The organism is Streptomyces olivochromogenes (assembly GCF_001514115.1).
GTDB lineage: Bacteria > Actinomycetota > Actinomycetes > Streptomycetales > Streptomycetaceae > Streptomyces > Streptomyces olivochromogenes.
The window spans coordinates 39,822-58,606 of record NZ_KQ948459.1 but is presented as its reverse complement, the minus strand read 5'-3'; the positions used below and the strand labels follow the sequence as shown (position 1 = coordinate 58,606).

Annotated in this window: 17 protein-coding genes; 10 read left to right on the top strand and 7 right to left on the bottom strand. The window is 70.2% G+C overall.

Annotated features, from left to right (window positions below; all coding sequences use genetic code 11):
• Positions 1–258: 258 nt before the first annotated feature.
• Entirely contained in the window at positions 259–681 is a 423-nt protein-coding gene (locus AQJ27_RS24275; RefSeq protein ID WP_067372644.1) for a secondary thiamine-phosphate synthase enzyme YjbQ, read from the bottom strand.
• Positions 682–797: 116 nt separating this feature from the next.
• Between AQJ27_RS24275 and AQJ27_RS60840 the strand changes: the two genes are divergently transcribed.
• The 5 genes from AQJ27_RS60840 (at position 798) to AQJ27_RS24255 (ending at position 5,080) form a co-directional block, all read left to right on the top strand.
• Positions 798–908, top strand: coding sequence for a putative leader peptide (locus AQJ27_RS60840; RefSeq protein ID WP_425275224.1), 111 nt, complete (start codon positions 798–800; stop codon positions 906–908).
• A gap of 132 nt (positions 909–1,040) precedes the next feature.
• A complete protein-coding gene (locus AQJ27_RS24270; protein ID WP_067372641.1) occupies positions 1,041–1,928 on the top strand; it encodes an ABC transporter permease in 888 nt (295 codons plus the stop codon).
• The gene (locus AQJ27_RS24265; RefSeq protein ID WP_067372638.1) at positions 1,901–2,692 is read left to right on the top strand and encodes an ABC transporter ATP-binding protein; all 792 of its coding nucleotides are present in this window, start codon (positions 1,901–1,903) and stop codon (positions 2,690–2,692) included. The genes AQJ27_RS24270 and AQJ27_RS24265 overlap by 28 nt, the downstream gene beginning before the upstream one ends.
• Before the next feature lie 151 nt (positions 2,693–2,843).
• On the top strand, positions 2,844–3,872 hold the full coding sequence (locus tag AQJ27_RS24260; RefSeq protein ID WP_067372635.1) for an ABC transporter substrate-binding protein: 1,029 nt from the start codon (positions 2,844–2,846) through the stop codon (positions 3,870–3,872).
• A 110-nt stretch (positions 3,873–3,982) separates the two neighbouring features.
• Positions 3,983–5,080 (top strand): NAD(P)-binding domain-containing protein, encoded by a 1,098-nt coding sequence (locus tag AQJ27_RS24255; RefSeq protein WP_201264330.1) that lies wholly within the window; start codon positions 3,983–3,985, stop codon positions 5,078–5,080.
• A 55-nt stretch (positions 5,081–5,135) separates the two neighbouring features.
• Here AQJ27_RS24255 and mltG read toward each other — a convergent pair whose 3' ends face one another.
• Complete coding sequence (gene mltG, locus AQJ27_RS24250) at positions 5,136–6,044, bottom strand: endolytic transglycosylase MltG (protein WP_067372632.1); 909 nt, start codon at positions 6,042–6,044, stop codon at positions 5,136–5,138.
• Positions 6,045–6,087: 43 nt separating this feature from the next.
• Positions 6,088–7,887 carry an ABC transporter ATP-binding protein gene (locus AQJ27_RS24245; RefSeq protein WP_060895163.1) on the bottom strand — a complete coding sequence of 600 codons (1,800 nt, stop codon included), beginning with the start codon at positions 7,885–7,887 and terminating at the stop codon, positions 6,088–6,090.
• Between the two features lie 115 nt (positions 7,888–8,002).
• Here AQJ27_RS24245 and AQJ27_RS24240 point away from each other — a divergent pair, with 115 nt between their 5' ends.
• Entirely contained in the window at positions 8,003–8,458 is a 456-nt protein-coding gene (locus tag AQJ27_RS24240) for a MarR family winged helix-turn-helix transcriptional regulator (RefSeq protein WP_067372629.1), read from the top strand.
• Between the two features lie 129 nt (positions 8,459–8,587).
• Here AQJ27_RS24240 and AQJ27_RS24235 read toward each other — a convergent pair whose 3' ends face one another.
• The 3 genes from AQJ27_RS24235 to AQJ27_RS24225 form a co-directional block, all read right to left on the bottom strand.
• Entirely contained in the window at positions 8,588–10,027 is a 1,440-nt protein-coding gene (locus tag AQJ27_RS24235; RefSeq protein ID WP_067373431.1) for a cation:dicarboxylate symporter family transporter, read from the bottom strand.
• 152 nt (positions 10,028–10,179) lie between these two features.
• Positions 10,180–11,934 (bottom strand): peptide-N4-asparagine amidase, encoded by a 1,755-nt coding sequence (locus AQJ27_RS24230; RefSeq protein WP_235613571.1) that lies wholly within the window; start codon positions 11,932–11,934, stop codon positions 10,180–10,182.
• 87 nt (positions 11,935–12,021) lie between these two features.
• Positions 12,022–12,768 carry a hypothetical protein gene (locus AQJ27_RS24225; protein ID WP_067372623.1) on the bottom strand — a complete coding sequence of 249 codons (747 nt, stop codon included), beginning with the start codon at positions 12,766–12,768 and terminating at the stop codon, positions 12,022–12,024.
• A gap of 335 nt (positions 12,769–13,103) precedes the next feature.
• Here AQJ27_RS24225 and AQJ27_RS24220 point away from each other — a divergent pair, with 335 nt between their 5' ends.
• The 4 genes from AQJ27_RS24220 to AQJ27_RS24205 all read left to right on the top strand — a co-directional run bounded on the left by AQJ27_RS24220 (position 13,104) and on the right by AQJ27_RS24205 (position 17,821).
• Positions 13,104–14,996, top strand: a complete 1,893-nt coding sequence (locus tag AQJ27_RS24220; protein WP_067372620.1) for an ABC transporter ATP-binding protein — start codon at positions 13,104–13,106, stop codon at positions 14,994–14,996.
• Positions 14,993–16,774 (top strand): ABC transporter ATP-binding protein, encoded by a 1,782-nt coding sequence (locus AQJ27_RS24215; RefSeq protein ID WP_067372617.1) that lies wholly within the window; start codon positions 14,993–14,995, stop codon positions 16,772–16,774. Before AQJ27_RS24220 ends, AQJ27_RS24215 begins: the two co-directional genes overlap by 4 nt.
• Before the next feature lie 267 nt (positions 16,775–17,041).
• Positions 17,042–17,512, top strand: coding sequence for a DUF5709 domain-containing protein (locus AQJ27_RS24210; protein WP_067372614.1), 471 nt, complete (start codon positions 17,042–17,044; stop codon positions 17,510–17,512).
• Between the two features lie 33 nt (positions 17,513–17,545).
• Positions 17,546–17,821 (top strand): type B 50S ribosomal protein L31, encoded by a 276-nt coding sequence (locus AQJ27_RS24205; RefSeq protein WP_067372611.1) that lies wholly within the window; start codon positions 17,546–17,548, stop codon positions 17,819–17,821.
• 101 nt (positions 17,822–17,922) lie between these two features.
• Here the strand turns inward: AQJ27_RS24205 and AQJ27_RS24200 are convergent, their stop codons facing one another.
• Positions 17,923–18,717 carry a metal-dependent hydrolase gene (locus AQJ27_RS24200; RefSeq protein WP_067372608.1) on the bottom strand — a complete coding sequence of 265 codons (795 nt, stop codon included), beginning with the start codon at positions 18,715–18,717 and terminating at the stop codon, positions 17,923–17,925.
• Positions 18,718–18,785 lie beyond the last annotated feature (68 nt).

Below are 18,785 nucleotides of genomic sequence, written 5' to 3'. Positions count from 1 at the left end.
CTTCAGGCTGGTCGGCTGCCATGGCCGACCTCCCGCCGGCCTGCCGAACATCATCGCCAGATGGTCAGCAGGCGACGGTTCCCCCGCTCGGTTCAGCCGGGCGGCCTCGCCGCTGGGGGTGACGTTGTCAGGTCAGCCAGAACGCGGCGGGCGACCTGCCTTATGACTCACGTTCACGTCCGCACCGTGCAGGTTGCTCTCCGTTCGAGCGCGCAGAGTACGGAGAATCGGCGGCAGGACCTCCGCGAGCGGTCTTGGTCAGCCCAAGAAGCTCAGTCGAACCTGACGGTTGACATTAGAGATGTTCGTGTCCACCAGGCACACCGACTGCCACGTCCCCAGTTCCAGCCTCCCGCCCAGCACGGGAAGCGTCGCGTGGGGCGGGACCAGGGCGGGGAGTACGTGGTCACGGCCGTGCCCGGGGCTGCCGTGGCGGTGCTGCCAGCGGTCGTCCGCGGGGAGCAGGGAGTGCAGCGCGGCGAGGAGGTCGTCGTCGCTTCCGGCGCCGGTTTCGATGATCGCGACACCGGCGGTGGCGTGGGGCACGAAGATGTTCAGGAGGCCGTCGCGACCCGCCGCCGCCTCTCGGAGGAAGGCCTCGCAGTCGCGGGTGAGGTCGACGACCGTCTCCGCCGAACCGGTGGTGACGTTCAGGACTCGGGTGCTGAAGGCATCAGGCATGATCCGATTCTCGCCCGCCCGCGGTTTTCCGCACACGACCGACAGCCCGCACCCTTGTACACGCGTCCCATTCCGCTGTAGACGCGTTCCATTCCGCGAGACACCATTGACCGGGCATGGCCCATCTGGCTACTTTCACCGGCATGTTGCGTTCAGCCATGCTCACCACGCGCGGTCACATCGACCTGCTGCGGGTGGCCTCCGCCGCGTGTCGCCGCGGCCACTGACGCCCTTTCACTCCCCCGTTCCACCACGCCCTCGCTCCGCTCCACCCGCACGTCGCGGCTCTGCCTGAGCCGCTGACGCGGCGGAGCCATGGCGTATTCCTCTTCGGCCGCTCTCCTCCCCGTGGAGCACTCATGAGCATCAGCCATGCCCCGCCCGGCCCCTCCGAGCCCGATATATCGGATATATCCAAGAGTGGTGCGGCCCAGCCGGCGCCACCCGACCTCGTCCCGATCGTCCCCCTCTCCACCCGTCGCACCCGCGTACCCCGTTGGCTGCGCCGCACCTCCGGCCCGCTCCTGCTGCTCGCGCTGTGGCAACTCCTCAGCAGCACTGGGGTGTTGAGCCCCGACATCCTCGCCTCGCCGGGCACCATCGCACGGGTCGGCGGCAATCTGATCGCCGACGGTTCGCTGCCCAACGCGATGGGCGTCTCCTTGCAGCGCGTCGCGGTGGGGTTGTTGCTCGGAACCCTCGTCGGTACCGGACTCGCCCTCGTCTCCGGGCTCTTCCAAATCGGCGAAGACCTCGTCGACGCGAGCGTCCAGATGCTGCGGACGGTGCCCTTCGTGGGACTGATCCCGCTGTTCATCATCTGGTTCGGGATCGGCGAGGCCCCGAAGATCGCGATCATCACGCTGGGGGTGTCCTTCCCCCTCTATCTGAACGTGTACGCCGGTATCCGCGGCGTCGATTCCCAGCTCATCGAGGCCGGGGAGTCCCTCGGACTCTCGCGGTGGGGGCTCGTGCGGCATGTCGTGCTGCCGGGCGCGCTGCCCGGGGCGATGACCGGGCTTCGCTACTCCCTCGGTATCGCCTGGCTCGCGCTCGTCTTCGCCGAGCAGATCAACGCGGACGCCGGGATCGGTTTCCTCATGGTGCAGGCCCGTGACTTCCTGCGGACCGATGTGATCGTGGTCTGCCTGATCGTCTACGCCTTCCTCGGCCTGCTCGCCGACTTCATCGTCCGTTCCCTCGAAAGGCTGCTGCTGCAATGGCGACCGACGTTCACGGGCCGGTGACCCTCCAGAAGGGCGCCACCGCCCAGCAGACGACCGCGACCGGCCGGCCACACCCGACCACCCGGGCCTCCGCCGTACGCGTGCAGGGACTCACCCGCTCCTTCGACGGGCGCGCCGTCATCGACGACCTCCAACTCGACGTACGTCCGGGCGAGTTCGTGGCCCTGCTCGGCCGCAGCGGCTGCGGCAAGTCCACACTGCTGCGCATCCTCGCCGGGCTCGACCGTGACATCGAGGGCACCGTGCTCGTCCCGCGGCGCAAGGCCGTCGCGTTCCAGGCACCCCGGCTGATGCCGTGGAAGAAGGTCTGGCGCAACGTCCTGCTGGGGCTGCCCGGCAAGCCCGAACGCGCGGCCGCCGAGCAGGCGTTGACGGAGGTCGGACTCACTCACCGCGCCAACGCCTGGCCCAAGACTCTCTCCGGCGGCGAGGCCCAACGTGCCTCACTGGCCCGTGCGTTGGTCCGCGAACCCGATCTACTGCTGCTCGACGAGCCGTTCGGCGCGCTGGACGCCCTCACCCGCATCAAGGCACAGCGGCTGGTCGGCGAACTGTGGCGGCGCCGCGGCTGTGCCGTGCTGCTGGTCACGCACGACGTCGAGGAGGCCGTACTGCTCGCCGACCGGGTCCTCGTCATGGACGGCGGTGTCATCGCCTACGAGACCCAGGTCGACCTGGACCGCCCGCGCGACATCGCCGACCCCCGCTTCGCCGAACTGCGTGCCGGCCTCCTGGAGCGCCTGGGCGTGGACACCGTCGCCTGAGCTCCTCCTCCCCCACCAGTCCCCCTTCGCCATCGCCTCACCCTCACTGCACCGTCACCTCAGCTCACTTCACACCTCACCTCACCTCACCTCAGCTCACTTCACCTCACACCTCACCTCAGCTCACCTGAACCAATCGAACGGAATCGCCATGCGCCGACACCTCGTCCCCGCCGCTCTCCTCCTCCCTCTGACCCTGCTTCTGGCCGCCTGCGGCGGGAACTCGGCCGCCGACACCGCAGGTGCCGGAACCGACGGCAAGGGTTCCCTCACGCTCAACGTCGGTGACCAGAAGGGCGGTTCCGAGGCGGTGCTGCGGGCCGCCGGAGAACTCAAGAACCTCAACTACAAGATCAAGTGGTCGACGTTCACATCCGGGCCGCCCCTCCTGGAAGCGGTCAACGCCAAGGCCGTCGACATCGGCGGCGTCGGCAACACCCCGCCCGTCTTCGCGGCCGGCGCGGGCTCGAAGGTCTCGGTGGTGGCCGCCTGGCACGGTACGTCCAAGGGTGAGGCCATCCTCGTACCGAAGAACTCGTCGCTGCAAAAGCCCGAGGAGCTCAAGGGCAGGTCCATCGCCGTGGCGCAGGGTTCGTCCGCGCACTTCCAGCTGATCGCCTCGCTCAAGAAGGCCGGTCTGAAACTGAGCGATGTGAAGGTCAAGTATCTGCAGCCCGCCGACGCGCTCGCCGCGTTCACCGGCGGCAAGGTGGACGCGTGGGCGGTGTGGGACCCGTACACCTCGCAGGTCCTCAATGCCAAGCAGGGCCGGATCCTGGCCGACGGGGACGGCGTCGTCAACGGGCTCAGCTTCCAGGTGGCGGCGCCGAGTGCGCTGAAGGACACCAAGAAGGCCGCGGCCGTCAAGGACTACCTGGAGCGGCTGCGGCGTGCCCAGGACTGGGTGTACCGGCATCCGGACGCCTGGGCCAAGGTGTGGGCGAAGGACACCGGTCTGCCGTACGAGGTGGCGCTCGCCTCGGTGAAGCGCACCAACGCCAGCCGGATCGCGGTCGCCGTCGACAAGCCGCTCATCGCGTCGGAGCAACAGATCGCGGACACCTTCACCGAGCTGAAGCTGATTCCGGGCAAGGTCGACTTCGCCGCCTTCGTGGACACGCGTTTCAACGGCGGTCTGCCCCCCTCCACCACCACGCCCCGCGTCTACAAGGACTCCTGAGGACCGTCCCTCCCGGTTCCCGCGGTTCCCTGCCGACAGGTCGCGCGTCGGGTGGCTCACAGGCGTCGCCGTCCGGGAAGATCCCGCGCCCCGGTCGAGTTGGTGGAAGCGTGAACAACATCGGGGCGCAGGCGCGTGAAGTCCGTGAGGTCGATGTCGTCGTCATAGGCGCTGGGCAGGCAGGACTGTCCAGCGCCTATCACCTGCGGCGCAGCGGTTTCGAGCCGGAACGGGACTTCGTGGTGCTGGATCACGCACCGCGACCGGGCGGCGCCTGGCAGTTCCGGTGGCCGTCGCTGACGTACGGCAAGGTGCACGGGATGCACTCCCTGCCCGGTATGGAGCTGGAGGGCGCCGACCCGGCGCGGCCGTCCTCCGAGGTGATCGCGGAGTACTTCGACACCTACGAGCGCACCTTCGACCTGCGGGTGAGGCGGCCGGTGGACGTGCGGGCCGTACGGGAGGGTGCCGGCGGGCGACTGCTGGTCGAGTCCTCCGACGGTACGTGGTCGACGCGGGCGCTGATCAATGCCACGGGCACCTGGGACCGGCCGTTCTGGCCGCGCTATCCGGGCCAGGAGACCTTCCGGGGGCGGCAGTTGCACACGGCGCAGTACCCGGGGCCCGAGGAGTTCGCCGGGCAGCGGGTGGTCGTCGTGGGCGGCGGCGCGTCCGGCACCCAGCATCTGATGGAGATCGCCCCGTACGCGGCCTCGACCACCTGGGTGACACGGCGGCCGCCCGTCTTCCGTGAGGGACCCTTCACCGAGGACGTGGGACGCGCGGCCGTCGCGCTCGTGGAGGAACGGGTCCGGCAGGGGCTGCCGCCCAAGAGTGTCGTGTCGGTGACGGGGCTGCCGCTGAACGACGCGATCCGGCAGGCGCTGGCCGACGGCGTGCTGGACCGGCAGCCGATGTTCGACCGGATCGCCCCGGACGGTGTCGAGTGGGCGGACGGCCGTCACGTCGACGCGGACGTCATCCTGTGGGCGACCGGTTTCCGCGCCGCCCTCGATCATCTGACGCCGCTGCGGCTGCGTAGGCCGGGCGGCGGCATCCGCGTGGAGGGGACGCGCGCGCTCGCCGATCCCCGGATCCATCTGGTCGGGTACGGGCCTTCCGCCAGCACGATCGGCGCCAACCGGGCCGGACGCGCGGCGGTACGGGACATCAGGCGATTGCTGGCGGGAGTGACCGTAGACGCCTGACGCCCCGTGGCCGGCTCGGAGACCTCGTGGGCGGTGTCGCAACGGGCAGCGGGCCTCAGCTCGGGGCCGAGGCGGACGGCGAGCCCGGAACCGGAGTCGAAAGCCGGTTCGAGGGTGAGTGCGAGGTCGAGGGTGAGGCACTCCTCCGGAGCCGGTTGAATTCGGCGACGTTCCTCTGCTGCTCCTCGTAGCTGGCCGTGAACCGGGTGTCGCCCGGCTTGACCGTGACGAAGTACAGCCAGTTGCCCGGGGTGGGGTTGATCGCGGCACGCATCGCGGCTTGGCCGGGGTTGGAGATCGGCGTGGGCGGCAGCCCCATGCGCTGGTACGAGTTGTAGGGGCTCTCGAGCTTCGTGTCGTTCGTGGTCGTGGTCGGCGTGAAGCGGTTCAGCGCGTAGTTGAGGGTCGCGTCCATCTGCAGCGGCATGCCCCGCTCCAGGCGGTTGAAGATGACCCGGGCCACCTTGCCCATGTCGGCCTTGGTGGAGGTCTCGGCCTGGATGATGCTCGCGATGGTGATCACCTGATAGAGGTTCATCGCGTTGCGCTGGGCGCCCGCGGTGATGGGGCTGCCGCTGAACTTCTTGTTCGCGGTGTTGACCATGAGCGTCAGCAGGGCCTCGGGGGTCGCCGTCTTGTCGAGGGGGTACGTCGCCGGGTAGAGGTAGCCCTCCGGGTTGCCCTCCGCGTAGGTGGGCAACTTGAGGTTGACCTTGGCCAGGGACTTCTTCGTGGATCCCAGGGGCAGCGCGAGGGCCTTGTCGACAGCCTCGTAGACCTGGCCGGTGCGCCAGCCCTCCGGGATGACGAGGGACGTGGGCCGTGTCTCCTCGTGCTCCGTGGTCAGGGTGAGCAGCGGCACCGTCACGGCGGTGGCCGCCACGACGGCTCCGGTCGCGATGAGGGCGACCCGGCCCCGGCGCGTCAGTCGAATCGTGCTCCGTGGCGGAGTGTTCATCTGCATGCGGGCACGGTAACCCGCTAAAGCCTATAAACCCGGCATATCGTCATCTTGTCGGCTCCAGTTCAGCGTCCCGGTGGACCAGCGCCGCATAGCGCCCCTCCCGCTCCAACAACTCCTCGTGCGTGCCGCGTTCGACCGCACGGCCGGAGTCCAGGACGACGATCTGGTCGGCGCCACGGATGGTGGAGAGCCGGTGCGCGATGGTGAGCGTGGTCCGGTTGGCCGACAGGGCGTCGATGGCCTCCTGCACGGCGTACTCCGTGCGGGTGTCCAGGGCGCTGGTCGCCTCGTCGAGGATGAGGACCGGCGGGTCCCGCAGGATCGTGCGGGCGATGGCGAGGCGCTGCTTCTCGCCGCCGGAGAACCGATGGCCGCGTTCGCCCACGACCGTGTCGTACCCGTCGGGCAGTGACGCGATGTGGTCGTGGATCTGGGCCGCCCTGGCCGCCGCCTGCAGCTCCTCGTCGGTGGCGTCGGGCCTGGCGAAGCGCAGGTTGTCCGCGACCGAGGCGTGGAAGAGGTAGGTCTCCTGGGAGACGACGCCGATCCCGCGGGCGAGCGTGTCGAAGTCGAGGTCCCGTACGTCGACGCCGTCCAGCGTGACACGGCCGCCCGTGACGTCGTACAGCCGTGGCACGAGATAGCTGAGCGTGGACTTGCCGGAGCCGGTCGGGCCGACGACGGCGAGACTGCCGCCCGCGGGGACGGTGATGTCGATGCCCTCGAGGATCGGGCCGCTCTTGTCGTCGTAGCGGAACTCGACGTCCTCGAAACGGATCTCGCCCTTGACCTGGTCGAGGTGGACCGGGCGCTCCGGCTCGGTGATGTCGATGGGCAGGTCGAGGTACTCGAAGATGCGCTGGAAGAGCGCGAGCGAGGTCTGGATCTGGACGCCGGTGGACAGCAGGCTGACCGTCGGCCGGAACAGACCCTGCTGGAGCGAGACGAAGGCCACGAGCGTGCCGATCGACACGGACGGGCCGCCGAACTGGAGGGCCATGCCCGCGGCCCAGTAGATGACGGCCGGCATGGCGGCCATGACGATGCCGATGACGGACATGCGCCAGCGGCCCGCCATGTTCGACTTCACCTCGAGGTCGACCAGGCTGTCGGACTCGGCCTCGAACGCCTTGGTGAGCGAATCTCCGCGGCCCATGGTGCGGCCGAGCAGGATGCCGCTGACGGAGAGCGACTCGGTGACGGTGGCGGCCATCGCAGCCATCTGCTTCTGGCGCTGGGTCGCTATCTTCTTGCGTTCGTTGCCGACGCGTCGGCTGATCCACACGAAGACCGGCAGCAGGAGCAGCGAGACCACGGTGAGACGCCAGTCCAGGGCGACCATCGCGACGATCGTGGCGACCACGCTGGTGAGGTTGGAGACCAGCGAGGTGGCGGTGGAGGTCACGGTCGCCTGCATGCCGCCGATGTCGTTGGCGATGCGGGACTGGACCTCGCCGGTGCGGGTCCGGGTGAAGAAGGCGAGCGACATGCGCTGCAGCCGGCCGTAGACGGCGGTGCGCAGGTCGTGCATGACGCGCTGACCGACGGTCGTGGAGATCAGGGTCTGCAGGACACCGAAGATGCCGGTGACGACCGCGCTGAGGATCATGCCGAGCGCGAGCAGGCTCAGCAGACCGGTGCGACCCTGGGGGATCGCGACGTCCAGTGTCTCCTTCAGGAGGAAGGGGGTCGCGACGGTGACGAGGGACGAGGCGCCGACCAGCAGGCCGACGATCGCGAGGCGGCCGCGGTAGGGCCGGAACAGCTTCAGGATGCGGCGCACCTGCCGTGGCTGTTCGCCCTCGGCGGGTGACGGGGTCCAGGTGGATTGGTCGGGACGCATGGGCTCCTACGGGAGGTGAGACGACGGTTACACAGGGCAGGGAAACGATGCCTGGCGGAGCTTAGCTCATTGTTACCTATACTCACAATGAACCGCATCCTGATATTGTTCCCGTATGACCACCCCCGATGCCGACGGCCTGCTCGCCGAGCAGTTGCTGCGGCTGACCCGACGTGTGCACCGCATCCAGAAGCGGCACCTTGAGCAGCGTGAGCTGGGCATCACGCCGGCCCAGTCCCGGCTGCTGCGCACGCTCGCGCACTACAGCTCACCGCCGCGCATGGCGGATCTCGCCGAGCGCCTGGAGGTGGTGCCCCGGGCCGTGACCACGCTGGTCGACGGCCTGGAGGCGAGCGGGAAGGTGCGCCGGGTCCCCGATCCCACCAATCGGAGGGTGATCCGGATCGAGGTCACGGACGAGGGGCGCGAGGCACTGCGCGAGCTGCGCGGCGCGCGCCGGTCGGCCGCGGAGGAGATCCTGGCGCCGTTGACGGACGAGCAGCGCGAGGTGCTCGGGGGACTGCTGGACACGCTGGTGGACGGCATGCCGAGGCTTGAGCACCGCTGCTGAGGGGTTGCCGCGGGCGGCCTCGTCACGCGGCGGACAACGCGACGGGCCGCGGCCCCGACTCCGTACGGCTGGAGCGGGTGCGCGCGGCCCGTTCCGGGGTCACCGGGGCGGTGCCCCTTCCCGGGTCGGTCAACCGACCTCGGGGGCAGGCTCCTTGGCCGACTGGGCGGGCACTTCCGGCTTGACCGAATGGGCAGGGACTTCCGCCTTGGTCGACTCGGGCCCCGGCTCTTCCGTCGTCGACTCCGGCGTCCGCGGCTCGTCGTCCTCCTCCACGAACGCGATCTCGCCGTCCAGCATCCTCTTCGCCCGGTCCATGTCGAGCGCGCCCTCCCAGCGGGAGACCGCGAAGACGGCGACGCAGTTGCCGAGGAGGTTGGTCGCGACGCGCATCGAGTCCATGATGCGGTCCACGCCGAGGAGGAGGGCGACGGCTCCGGCGGGGATGACACCGAGCGAGGAGGCCGTCGCCGACAGCGCGAGGAAGGCGGAACCCGGCACACCCGCCATGCCCTTGCTGGTCAGCATGAGAACCAGGACGACAGTGATCTGCTGACCCAGGCTCAGATCCACACCCACCGCCTGCGCGATGAACAACGTACCGATCGACAGGTAGATCGAGGCGCCGTCGAGGTTGAAGGAGTAGCCGGTGGGCAGGACCAGGCCCACGGCATCGTCGCGGCACCCCGCCTGGCGCAGCTTCTGCATCATGCGCGGCATGACGGTCTCGCTGGAGGCGGTACCGAGCGCGAGCAGCATCTCCTCGCGGGTGTAGCGGACGAACTTCCAGAGGCTGAGCCCTGTGACCGCCTTCAGAGCGACGGCGAGCAGCGCGAGGAACACCAACGCGACCGCGTAGCACAGGAAGATCAGCTTGCCGTACGTCTTGATGACGCCGAGCCCGTACTCCCCCACGAGGTGGACCATCGCGCCGAACACCGCGAGCGGGGCCAGCTTCATGATGAAGCCCACGATCGCGAAGACGACGTCCTGGACCTGCTCGATGGCGGGCAGCACCTTGGGCACCTTGGAGTTGCCGAGGTGGAGCAGTGCCGCGCCCACCAGGCAGGCGAGGACGAGGACTTGGAGCAGGGAGTTCTCGGCGAAGGCCCCGACCGCGCTCTGCGGCAGCGCGTTCAGGATGAACTCGCCGGTCGACGGGAGCGAGCCGCCGCCGGTCTTGCCGTCGACGGCCGAGGCGTCGAGCTTCGAGGGGTCGGCGTGCATGCCCGAGCCCGGGCCGACGACGTTCGCCGCGATCAGCCCGAGAAGCAGTGCGGCAGTGGACGCGCCCTCGAACCAGATCAGGGCCTTGAGCCCGATCCGGCCGAAGGCCTTCAGGTCACCGGCCTTGGTGATGCCGACGACCACCACACAGAACACGAGCGGTGAGATGACCGCCTTGATGAGGCGTACGAAACCGTCGCCGAGCGGCTGGAAGGTCGTGGCCGTGTCCGGCCACAACCTTCCGACGACGATTCCGAGTACGAGCGCGCAGGCGACCTGCGCGAACAGTGAGGTACGCAGTATGCGTGCGACGCGTCGCGGGGACGGTACAGACGGCGGCACGGGCACTCCTCCGAAGAGACTTCTGGTATGCGGAAACTTCCTTCCGTAGCGATCACTATTGAGGAGTTGCCGGTGACGCCGGATACCTCTGTGTCACGTCCATGTAAATCCTGGAACGGACGTGCCGTTCCCCACCTGGGGCCCCAACAGGCTCAGCAGTCGCTGCGGTCCCGCGTCAGCACTCCCTGCACGGTGACCAGAACGCGGTCGTAGCAGCCGTCCGAGCCGTACAGCCGGTAGCGCTCGCTCGTCGTGCCGACCGCATGCCGTTGGTCGCGGGGCACGTTCGCGGTATACGTCGCGTCTCCCGCGTACGTGTCGTCGAGCCGGGACCACGTGGTGCGCCGGCCGCCACGCGTCTCGTCGACCGCGGCCCGGTCGCCGAGCGTCAGGACGGTCCGCAACCGGTCGTCCGCGGCGAGCGTCGTGGTGCCGTCCATGGTGTACGTGCGGTGGGTGCGCCTCACGCCCACCGGTCCGCGCCCGTCGACGGTGACCGTCTCGTCGTCGGTCCAGGTGGCCTTGAGCGCGTCCGTGTTCTCGCCGTCGGTCCAGCGGTGCGCGGAGGTGTTGGCGAGCGTGCGGCGCACGGTGGTCCACACCCGGCCGTGCGAGGTGTCGACGTATCCGGCGGTCGTCAGCCGGTGTCCGCCCGCGGTGTCGAGCCGCTCTTGCGAACCGGGCGTGTCCGTCGAGGAGTTGGTGAGGTCGCCCACCCTGACCTCGGTGAGCGCGCCGCTCACGTGCGCACGCTTCGCGTCCTGCCAGACGAGGACGTCGACCGGGGTGCTCCAGCCGGTCTGACCCGCGGGGACGCCCACGACGGAGACGTCGATCCGGTGCGGACGACCGTCGTTGAGGAGACCGGCATAGGGCGTGAGGTCGTATTCGATGGGCTTGATGTCGAAGGCGCGCGGGCCCGGGATCACGTACCAGAGGAAGGGGTTGGACCAGCCGCCGGTCCACACGGTCGGGAACGGCTCGGCGATGCCCGCGAGTCGGCCGTCCACCTTGATCTGCACCTCGCGATAAGGGCCCTGGTCCGCCTTGCAGGAGTACGGGGCGGGGTCGGGCACCGTCAGGTACCAGTACTCCTCGCAGCCGCCGCCGGAGCCGGTCGCGTACACCTCGGCGACGATGCGCTCGCTGTTGCGCGGGGTGGTGAGGGTGCCGTCCTGGAGGGTGAGGACACGGTCGGGGGCCGCGGCGGACTGCACGGCGCCGCCCTGCGCGTAGAAGGTCAGGGTCACCTTCACGTCGAGGACTCCGGTGTACGTGTCGTCGACGACGTTCCCGATGAGCATCTCGACGTCGCCGTCACGCCGGAACGTGTCGCTGTACCTGGTCACGTCCTTCTCGACGGACCACTCGATGCCATCGGGAGAAGGCTCCGGAGTGGAGGTACGGAAGACCTCCACTCCGCCTATGTGCAGATAGCCGAGCCGGTCGAACTGACGCCCCTTGACCTTGCCGTCGAGTCGCAGGACGACCTTGCTCCAGCGGTCGCCGCAGCCGCTCGGCGGTGTGTACGTGCCCCGATAGGGCGTGAAGTCACGGAACTGCGCCTCGGCGACCGTCACCGCACAGGACTTGGTGGCCGGTTTCGCCACCGGCGGGGCGGCGGTCAGGGGGTCGTGCCAGTCGGTGCCGAACTCGGCGGGCGCATCAGCGGCAGTCCCGGAAGGCGCATCGGCGTATCTATCAGCTGTATCAGCGGCAGTCCCGGCGGGCGTCTCGGAGGGCGCGTCGCGAGGCGTGGCGGCGACCTGATCCGCCGACCGGGCGGGGGTGGCGGCGGGCCGGGCGGCGTCCGCCGGCGGTGCCGCCGAGGCCGGGCCCGCTCCCAGGAAGGTACTCGCCGAGAGGATCACTCCGGCGAGCATGGACATGACGATCCGTCTTCTCATGTGCGGTGTTCTACGGGGGAGTCGGCCCGCCCCGCAATGGGCACTCGGTGACCCCGCCACGCGGGGCAGTCCGGTCGGCCACGGCCGCTACACCTTCAGATCGGCCTTGTCCCCCATCACGATGACGGGGTGCTGATGCGGGTCGAGCGTCCGCAGGAGATACTCCATGGCCGGCTTGGGCACACTGACACACGCGGACGTACCGCTGCCATGGTCCATGTGCAGCCAGATACTGCCGCCCTTCGACTGACCCAGGGGGCGGTCCGGGTTGTCCGGCGGGGTACCCACGCGGCGGTTGTAGTTGATGGCCACGACGTAGTCGAAGTCGTGCCAGTGCGACCTGGCCCAGTCGCGGGGAGCCTGATAGGCCGCGGAGTGGTCGTACGGGAGCAGGGCGCCCGGGTCGTGGAGCACTCCGCCCGCGTCGGTGAGCGAGAACACCCCGACGGGGCTGCGCTTGTCGCCCTCGCGATGGTCGGTGGTCCAGCCCTTCGTCCCGTTGTGCGCGTGCCACGAACGCCGCGCCTCCCAGGTGGAACCGGACTTCGCGTACAGCACGACCGTGGAGTCGGCGGAGTCCCTGCCCTCACCGTAGACCGCCACCACCTGGTGGGAGTTGGACGGGATCCGGGCCTGCAGGCGGTTGCCGACCTCCGGTATCCGGGTCAGATCGACGGGGCGCGCGGGGGCGTGTTCGCCCTTGGCACCGGCTCCGCCGTGGCCCTTCACCGCGCCGCTCCCCCCTTCCGAACCACCACAGGCCGACAGGAACACAGCGAGGACACCACACGCCACAGCGGTGAACCCCGTACGCCTCGCACCGTCTTTTCGCATGCGCCCCATCGTTGCATCACGTATCGGACGAATAACCCCTACCCCCCGACTTCTCGGTCAGGTGTTGTCTTTCCGGGCACATTTTCGATGGGCCGGAGGCGTCCCAGCCTTGTCTCGGAGCCCGTGCCCCCGCCTCTGTCTCCCGAACGCGTGTCCCGATTCTCTGTCCTGAATCCATGTCCTGGGACGAAAAACCGCTTGCCTCCGGTCGCGCCGTGACGCGAACCTTTCACGGTTTGCTGCCGGCCCCCACGGTCGGTCGGTCGCCGGAACTCCACGGCTTCGCCCCGGCCCCACTCCCTGACCCCACCCCTTACACGAGCCACTGGGACGTCATGCAGATTCAAGACCTTCCCTATCCCGACCCGGGTGTGCCGGACGCGCGCTCGGGTCCCCGATTCCTGTGGTGGCTCGGCCGGAATCAGCTCGGCGGGCAGTTCAAGGCCCTTGCGTGGGGACTGCTGCACTTCGTGGCCGTCTCCGGGCTGCCGTTCTGCGTCGGCTTCGCCGTCCAGGCAGTCGTCGACCGCTCCGGCACCCGACTAGCCCTGACCGGTGGGCTGCTGGCGCTCTGCGGCGCCTGCATCGCGCTGGGCGACACCATGCTGCACCGAGCCGCGGTCACCAACTGGATCACCGCCGCCGCGCGTGTCCAGCAGCTGCTGGCCCACAAGACCGCCCAGTTGGGCTCCGCCCTGACGCGACGTGTCGCGGCCGGCGAGGTCGTCGCGGTCTCGACCGGCGACGTCGAGAAGATCGGCTGGTTCGTGGAGGCCCTGTCGCGGTTCGCGGCGGCCGCCCTGACCGTCGTGCTGGTCTGTGCCGGCCTGGTCGTCTACCAGCCCGCGCTCGGTGTACTCGTCGCGGTGGGTGTGCCCGTGCTGGCGCTCGCCGTACTGCCGTTGCTGCCCCGGGCCACCCGGCGCGCGGACTTCCAGCGCGAGAAGGCCGGCCGCGCCACCGAGCTGGCCTCGGACACCGTCGCGGGCCTGCGCGTGCTGCGCGGCATCGGCGGCGAGGAACTGTTCCTCGACCGCTACCGCCGCGCCTCCCAGGAGGTCCGCCGCGCGGCCGTGCGCAGCGCCCGGATGTGGTCGCTGATCTCGGCCATCCAGGTGCTGTTGCCCGGTCTGCTGATGATTGCCGTCATCTGGCGCGGCGTGCACCTCGCCCGCGACGGCCGGATCACGGTCGGCGAACTCGTCACCGTGTACAGCGCGGTCATGCTGCTCACATACCCGTTGCGACACTTCGAGGAGATCGCGATGGCCTACTCCTTCTCCCGCCCTTCCGCCAAACGTGCCGCCCGGGTGCTGTCCCTGGAACGGGCCACGGACAGCGGCGGATCGCGCTCGGCCGAGGTGCCGACCGGCGATCTGTACGACCCCGCGACCGGGCTGCTCGCGCCCTCCGGACGGCTCACCGCCGTGGTGTGCGGCGACCCGGACGCGGCGGGTGTGCTCGCCGCGCGGCTGGGTGGCCACCCCACGGAGGAGGGCACCTCGGTGCTCCTCGGAGGCGTACCCCTGGACGACTTGCCGCTCGACTCCGCCCGTACGGCCGTCCTCGTCCAGGACAAGGACCCGGTGCTGCTGTCCGGCTCGCTGCGCGAGCTGCTCGACGTGCCTTCCTCGGGTCTTGTCAGCGCCGAGGCCGCCCTGACCGCCGCGCAGTGCGGCGACGTCCTGGACGCACTCACCCAGGGGTCGTTGGACGCCGTGGACCCGATGGAGGCCCGCATCACCGAACGCGGACGCTCCCTCTCCGGCGGCCAGCGCCAGCGCCTGGCCCTGGCCCGGTCGCTGATCACGGATCCCGAAGTGCTGGTCCTCGACGAGCCGACCTCCGCGGTCGACTCGCACACCGAGGCCCGGATCGCCGACGGCGTGCGCGCCCTGCGCACCGGACGCACGACGGTCGTCCTCACGTCCTCACCGCTGCTCCTGGACCACGCGGACCGGGTCGTCCTGGTGCACGAGGGCGAGGTCGTGGCGGTCGGCGTCCACCGCGAGCTGGTGCGCGGTGAGCCGCGGTACCGGGCCGTGGTGACCCGGGAGACCGATGACGAGGCCGCGCGGAGCGGTGCGAGGGAAGAGAACGGGGCCGCGCGGAGCCACGCGGGCGCGAGGGCAGAGGACGGAGCCGCGCGGAGCCACGTGCGGGAAGAAGACGAGGCCGGCCTGGGCGGCGTACTGAAGGAACTGGAAGAAATCGAGGAGACCGCATGATCGGCCTGGCCCCACCGGCCTACGACCCGGCGGCCCCGACGACGGCGCACACCCTGCCCGTCGGTGCCCCCGCGACCGTACGCGCCTACGTGATCGAACTCTTCCGGCGGCACCGTCGGGCCTTCCTGCTGCTCATCGCCGCCAACACGGTGGCCGTGGTGGCGTCGATGGCCGGCCCCTACCTGTTGGGCTCGATCGTCGAGCGGGTCTCGGACCACGCGCGGGAGCTCCACCTGGAGCGCACCGCCGCGCTGTTCGCCGTCGCACTCGTCGTGCAGGCCGTGTTCGTACGCGAGGTGCGGCTGCGCGGGGCCGTGCTCGGCGAGCGGATGCTGGCCGATCTGCGCGAGGACTTCCTCGTACGGTCGGTCGGGCTGCCGCCCGGCGTCCTCGAGCGGGCCGGCACGGGCGACCTGCTGTCCCGCATCACCACGGACATCGACCGGCTCGCCAACGCGATGCGCGAAGCCGTACCGCAGCTCGCCATCGGCGTGGTGTGGGTGGCCCTGCTGCTCGGCGGACTCGCCGTGACCGCGCCGCCGCTCGCCCCCGCCGTACTGGTCGCCGTGCCCATCCTGCTCATCGGCTGCCGCTGGTACTTCAAGCGCGCACCGTCCGCCTACCGCTCCGAGGCCGCCGGTTACGCCGCCGTCGCCGCCGCCCTCGCCGAGACCGTGGACGCGGGTCACACCGTCGAGGCGCACCGCCTGGGCGAGCGCCGCATCGAGCTGTCGGAGCGCCGGATCAAGGAGTGGACGGCCTGGGAGCGCTACACGCTCTACCTGCGCACGGTGCTCTTCCCGGTCATCGGTGTGACGCACGTGGTGATCCTCTGCTCGGTCCTGATGATCGGCGGGGTCTTCGTCCTTCAGGGCTGGATCGGTGTGGGGCAGCTGACGACGGGCGCGCTCATCGCGCAGATGCTCGTCGATCCGGTGGGCCTGATCCTGCGCTGGTACGACGAGCTGCAGGTCGCCCAGGTGTCGCTGGGCCGGCTGGTCGGCGTCCGGGACATCGAGCCGGACGCCGGCGACCCGGAGACGATCCCGGACGGGCGGGACGTGCGCGCGGACGAGGTGCGCTTCGGCTACCGGGCCGGGGTGGACGTGTTGCGCGAGGTCTCCCTGGAGGTCGCCCCGGGCACCCGGCTCGCGCTGGTCGGACCGTCCGGCGCGGGCAAGTCCACGCTGGGCAGGCTGCTGGCCGGGATCTACGCGCCCCGGGACGGCCGCGTCACGCTCGGCGGTGCCGAACTGTCCCGGATGCCCGCCGAGGCGGTCCGCTCCCACGTGGCCCTGGTCAACCAGGAGCACCACGTCTTCGTGGGCTCCCTGCGCGACAACCTGCTGCTCGCGAGGACGGGAGCGGTTGACGCCGAGCTGTGGGCGGCGCTCGGGGCGGTCGACGCGGAGGGTTGGGCACGGGCGCTGGACGACGGTCTGGACACCGAGGTCGGCTCGGGCGGGCTCGCGCTCACCCCGGCCCAGGCCCAGCAGATCGCCCTGGCCCGGCTGGTCCTCGCCGATCCGCACACCCTGGTCCTGGACGAAGCGACCTCGCTGCTCGACCCGCGCGCGGCCCGTCACCTGGAACGCTCGCTGGCCCGTGTCCTCGACGGACGCACCGTGGTAGCCATCGCCCACCGGCTGCACACCGCCCACGACGCGGACGTCATCGCCGTCGTGGAGAACGGCCGGATCAGTGAGCTGGGCAGTCACGACGAGCTGGTCGCGGCGGACGGCGCCTACGCGGCGCTGTGGAGGTCCTGGCACGGGTGAGGGCGCCCTGCCGGTGCGGTCCGCGCTCGTGTGCGGCAGCGGTCGCACCGGCGCCCGGGACCTGCCTCCGCGGGCGGGCCCGTACCGCCTCGGACCGTGTGGCGTTGCGCAGTGCCGAACCGGAGTGGAAGGCTGGATATCGGCACCGGCTCGGGGAACGCCCGGGAACCACCCGGTTCGCGAAGGGCGAAGCCTGTGTCGAGTGGCCCGCGCGCCCGCCGTCGAGCGCGGTGGGATCGGGCTCGCCCGCATCACCTGGAGGTACCCGTGAACAGCGTCGACGGATGGGGAGACGATGTCTACCAGCCCGACGGATCCGAGGTACAGGACGACGCGGGGCTGCTCGACTCCGAGGACACCCTGCTCTCCGACGGCGTCGGTGACCCGCTCGACCGGGGCTGGTCCCCGCCGGAGCGGCCGTGGGCGGTGGAGCACTCCGGGGTGACCGCCGCGGAGCGCCGACAGGGCGAGAGCCTGGACCAGCGCCTCGCGGAAGAGATGCCCGACGTCGCCGAGCCGGACGGGGACGGCATCGGCGACTGCCAGGGCACCGACGGCGAAGCCTGGGACAACGAAGTGGGCGCCAGCCGCTCCGGTCGTCTCGTCGCCCCCAATGAAGGAGCGCACGAGGACGACGAGAGCGGTTTGATCGCCACCGACGTCGGCATCGACGGGGCCGCGGCCTCGGCCGAGGAGGCCGCGATGCACATCGTCGACGAGGACACCGCGTCCGGCTGACCGGCCCCCGCCCCTCTCCCCCAAGGAGCACCCATGCAGCAGGACAAGCACCCCGACTACCACTCCGTCGTCTTCCGCGACCGCGCCGCCGGGTACGCGTTCCTCACCCGGTCCACCGCGACGAGCGACCGGACCATCGAGTGGGACGACGGTGAGACCTACCCGGTCGTCGACGTCGAGATCTCCTCGGAGAGCCACCCCTTCTACACGGGCAAGGCCCGGACCGTGGACTCGGAGGGCCGGATCGCACAGTTCGAGAAGCGGTACGGCGGTGCGGGGCAGGGAGCGGGCAAGGACGGGACGGCGTGAGGGGTTGCCCCCCGCGCTCGGGCGCGAGGAGCCGACACTCCTCCGTAGGCGTGCGGGGCCGGCACTCCGTCCTCGCCCGCGTGCGGAGCTGACGCGCTCGCTCAGATGACGTTGAGCGCCGCCGCGCAGCCCACTCCGCCGAGCAGCATGAAGACCGGCATGAGCACCTTGAGCTCGACCCAGCTGCCGGCCCGGAAGCGCATCGCCTTGGGCGGGCCGATCGGGTACCAGCGCTTGCGGCCGATCGGGATGGGCCACAGGACCGGGCAGCCGGACACCGTGAGCGCGTCGCCTATGTCGTGCACAAGGGCGCCCAGGACGATCGGCAGGCCGAGCCACAGGTACTCCTGGCCTGGTGCGGTGAACAGCCAGTCCGAACCATTGCCCGGCTTGTCCAGGACTCCGGCGAGGATCCAGGCACTGGTCGCCGCCAGCAGCCAGACCAGGACGTCGCTGCTGGAGCCGCGGGCAGCCCGCCACAGCAGTCCCTCGATCGCGAGCACCATGTGCACGAAGAGGATGGCCAGAACCGCCCAGCGGCCACCCGTGATCGCGAGGACCGCGGTGCCCGCGCCGATCATCACCGCCCACAGCCAGGTGTGCGTCAGCGTGCGATGGCCGCCGTTGCGCCGTGGGTCGCCCGGCTTGCGCGTCGACTTGTAGACGGCGTACGAGAGCTTGTCGACGATCTCGCACAGAGTCCGTGAGACGGGCCCGAAGGCCCGCGAGATCGTCGCCGCCTTGTGGTCCAGGTCGGGGGCGAGAGCGGCTCCCGCGCAGATCAGGGCGCCGACGAGGAGAACCGGCCAGGGCATCGTGTGACCGGTGGCGGCCGCTGCCGCTCCGACGCCGAGCCAGGCCGCGGCTCCCGAGAGTGAGTGTGCTGGTCCCATCATGGCCGTTCCCCGCCCCATTCTTCCTGAGCCGCTGTCCAGTTGCCCGCATACGCTGACGCTTCGTCGGC

What these genes read in the sequence shown, in the direction of transcription:
- AQJ27_RS60840 (WP_425275224.1), top strand. Translation starts at nt 798, where the DNA reads ATGGCCCATCTGGCTACTTTCACCGGCATGTTGCGTTCAGCCATGCTC.
- AQJ27_RS24270 (WP_067372641.1), top strand. Translation starts at nt 1,041, where the DNA reads ATGAGCATCAGCCATGCCCCGCCCGGCCCCTCCGAGCCCGATATATCG.
- AQJ27_RS24260 (WP_067372635.1), top strand. Translation starts at nt 2,844, where the DNA reads ATGCGCCGACACCTCGTCCCCGCCGCTCTCCTCCTCCCTCTGACCCTG.
- AQJ27_RS24225 (WP_067372623.1), bottom strand. Translation starts at nt 12,768, where the DNA reads ATGCGAAAAGACGGTGCGAGGCGTACGGGGTTCACCGCTGTGGCGTGT.
- mltG (WP_067372632.1), bottom strand. Translation starts at nt 6,044, where the DNA reads ATGCAGATGAACACTCCGCCACGGAGCACGATTCGACTGACGCGCCGG.
- AQJ27_RS24215 (WP_067372617.1), top strand. Translation starts at nt 14,993, where the DNA reads ATGATCGGCCTGGCCCCACCGGCCTACGACCCGGCGGCCCCGACGACG.
- AQJ27_RS24200 (WP_067372608.1), bottom strand. Translation starts at nt 18,717, where the DNA reads ATGATGGGACCAGCACACTCACTCTCGGGAGCCGCGGCCTGGCTCGGC.
- AQJ27_RS24275 (WP_067372644.1), bottom strand. Translation starts at nt 681, where the DNA reads ATGCCTGATGCCTTCAGCACCCGAGTCCTGAACGTCACCACCGGTTCG.
- AQJ27_RS24265 (WP_067372638.1), top strand. Translation starts at nt 1,901, where the DNA reads ATGGCGACCGACGTTCACGGGCCGGTGACCCTCCAGAAGGGCGCCACC.
- AQJ27_RS24245 (WP_060895163.1), bottom strand. Translation starts at nt 7,887, where the DNA reads ATGCGTCCCGACCAATCCACCTGGACCCCGTCACCCGCCGAGGGCGAA.
- AQJ27_RS24230 (WP_235613571.1), bottom strand. Translation starts at nt 11,934, where the DNA reads ATGAGAAGACGGATCGTCATGTCCATGCTCGCCGGAGTGATCCTCTCG.
- AQJ27_RS24205 (WP_067372611.1), top strand. Translation starts at nt 17,546, where the DNA reads ATGCAGCAGGACAAGCACCCCGACTACCACTCCGTCGTCTTCCGCGAC.
- AQJ27_RS24220 (WP_067372620.1), top strand. Translation starts at nt 13,104, where the DNA reads ATGCAGATTCAAGACCTTCCCTATCCCGACCCGGGTGTGCCGGACGCG.
- AQJ27_RS24240 (WP_067372629.1), top strand. Translation starts at nt 8,003, where the DNA reads ATGACCACCCCCGATGCCGACGGCCTGCTCGCCGAGCAGTTGCTGCGG.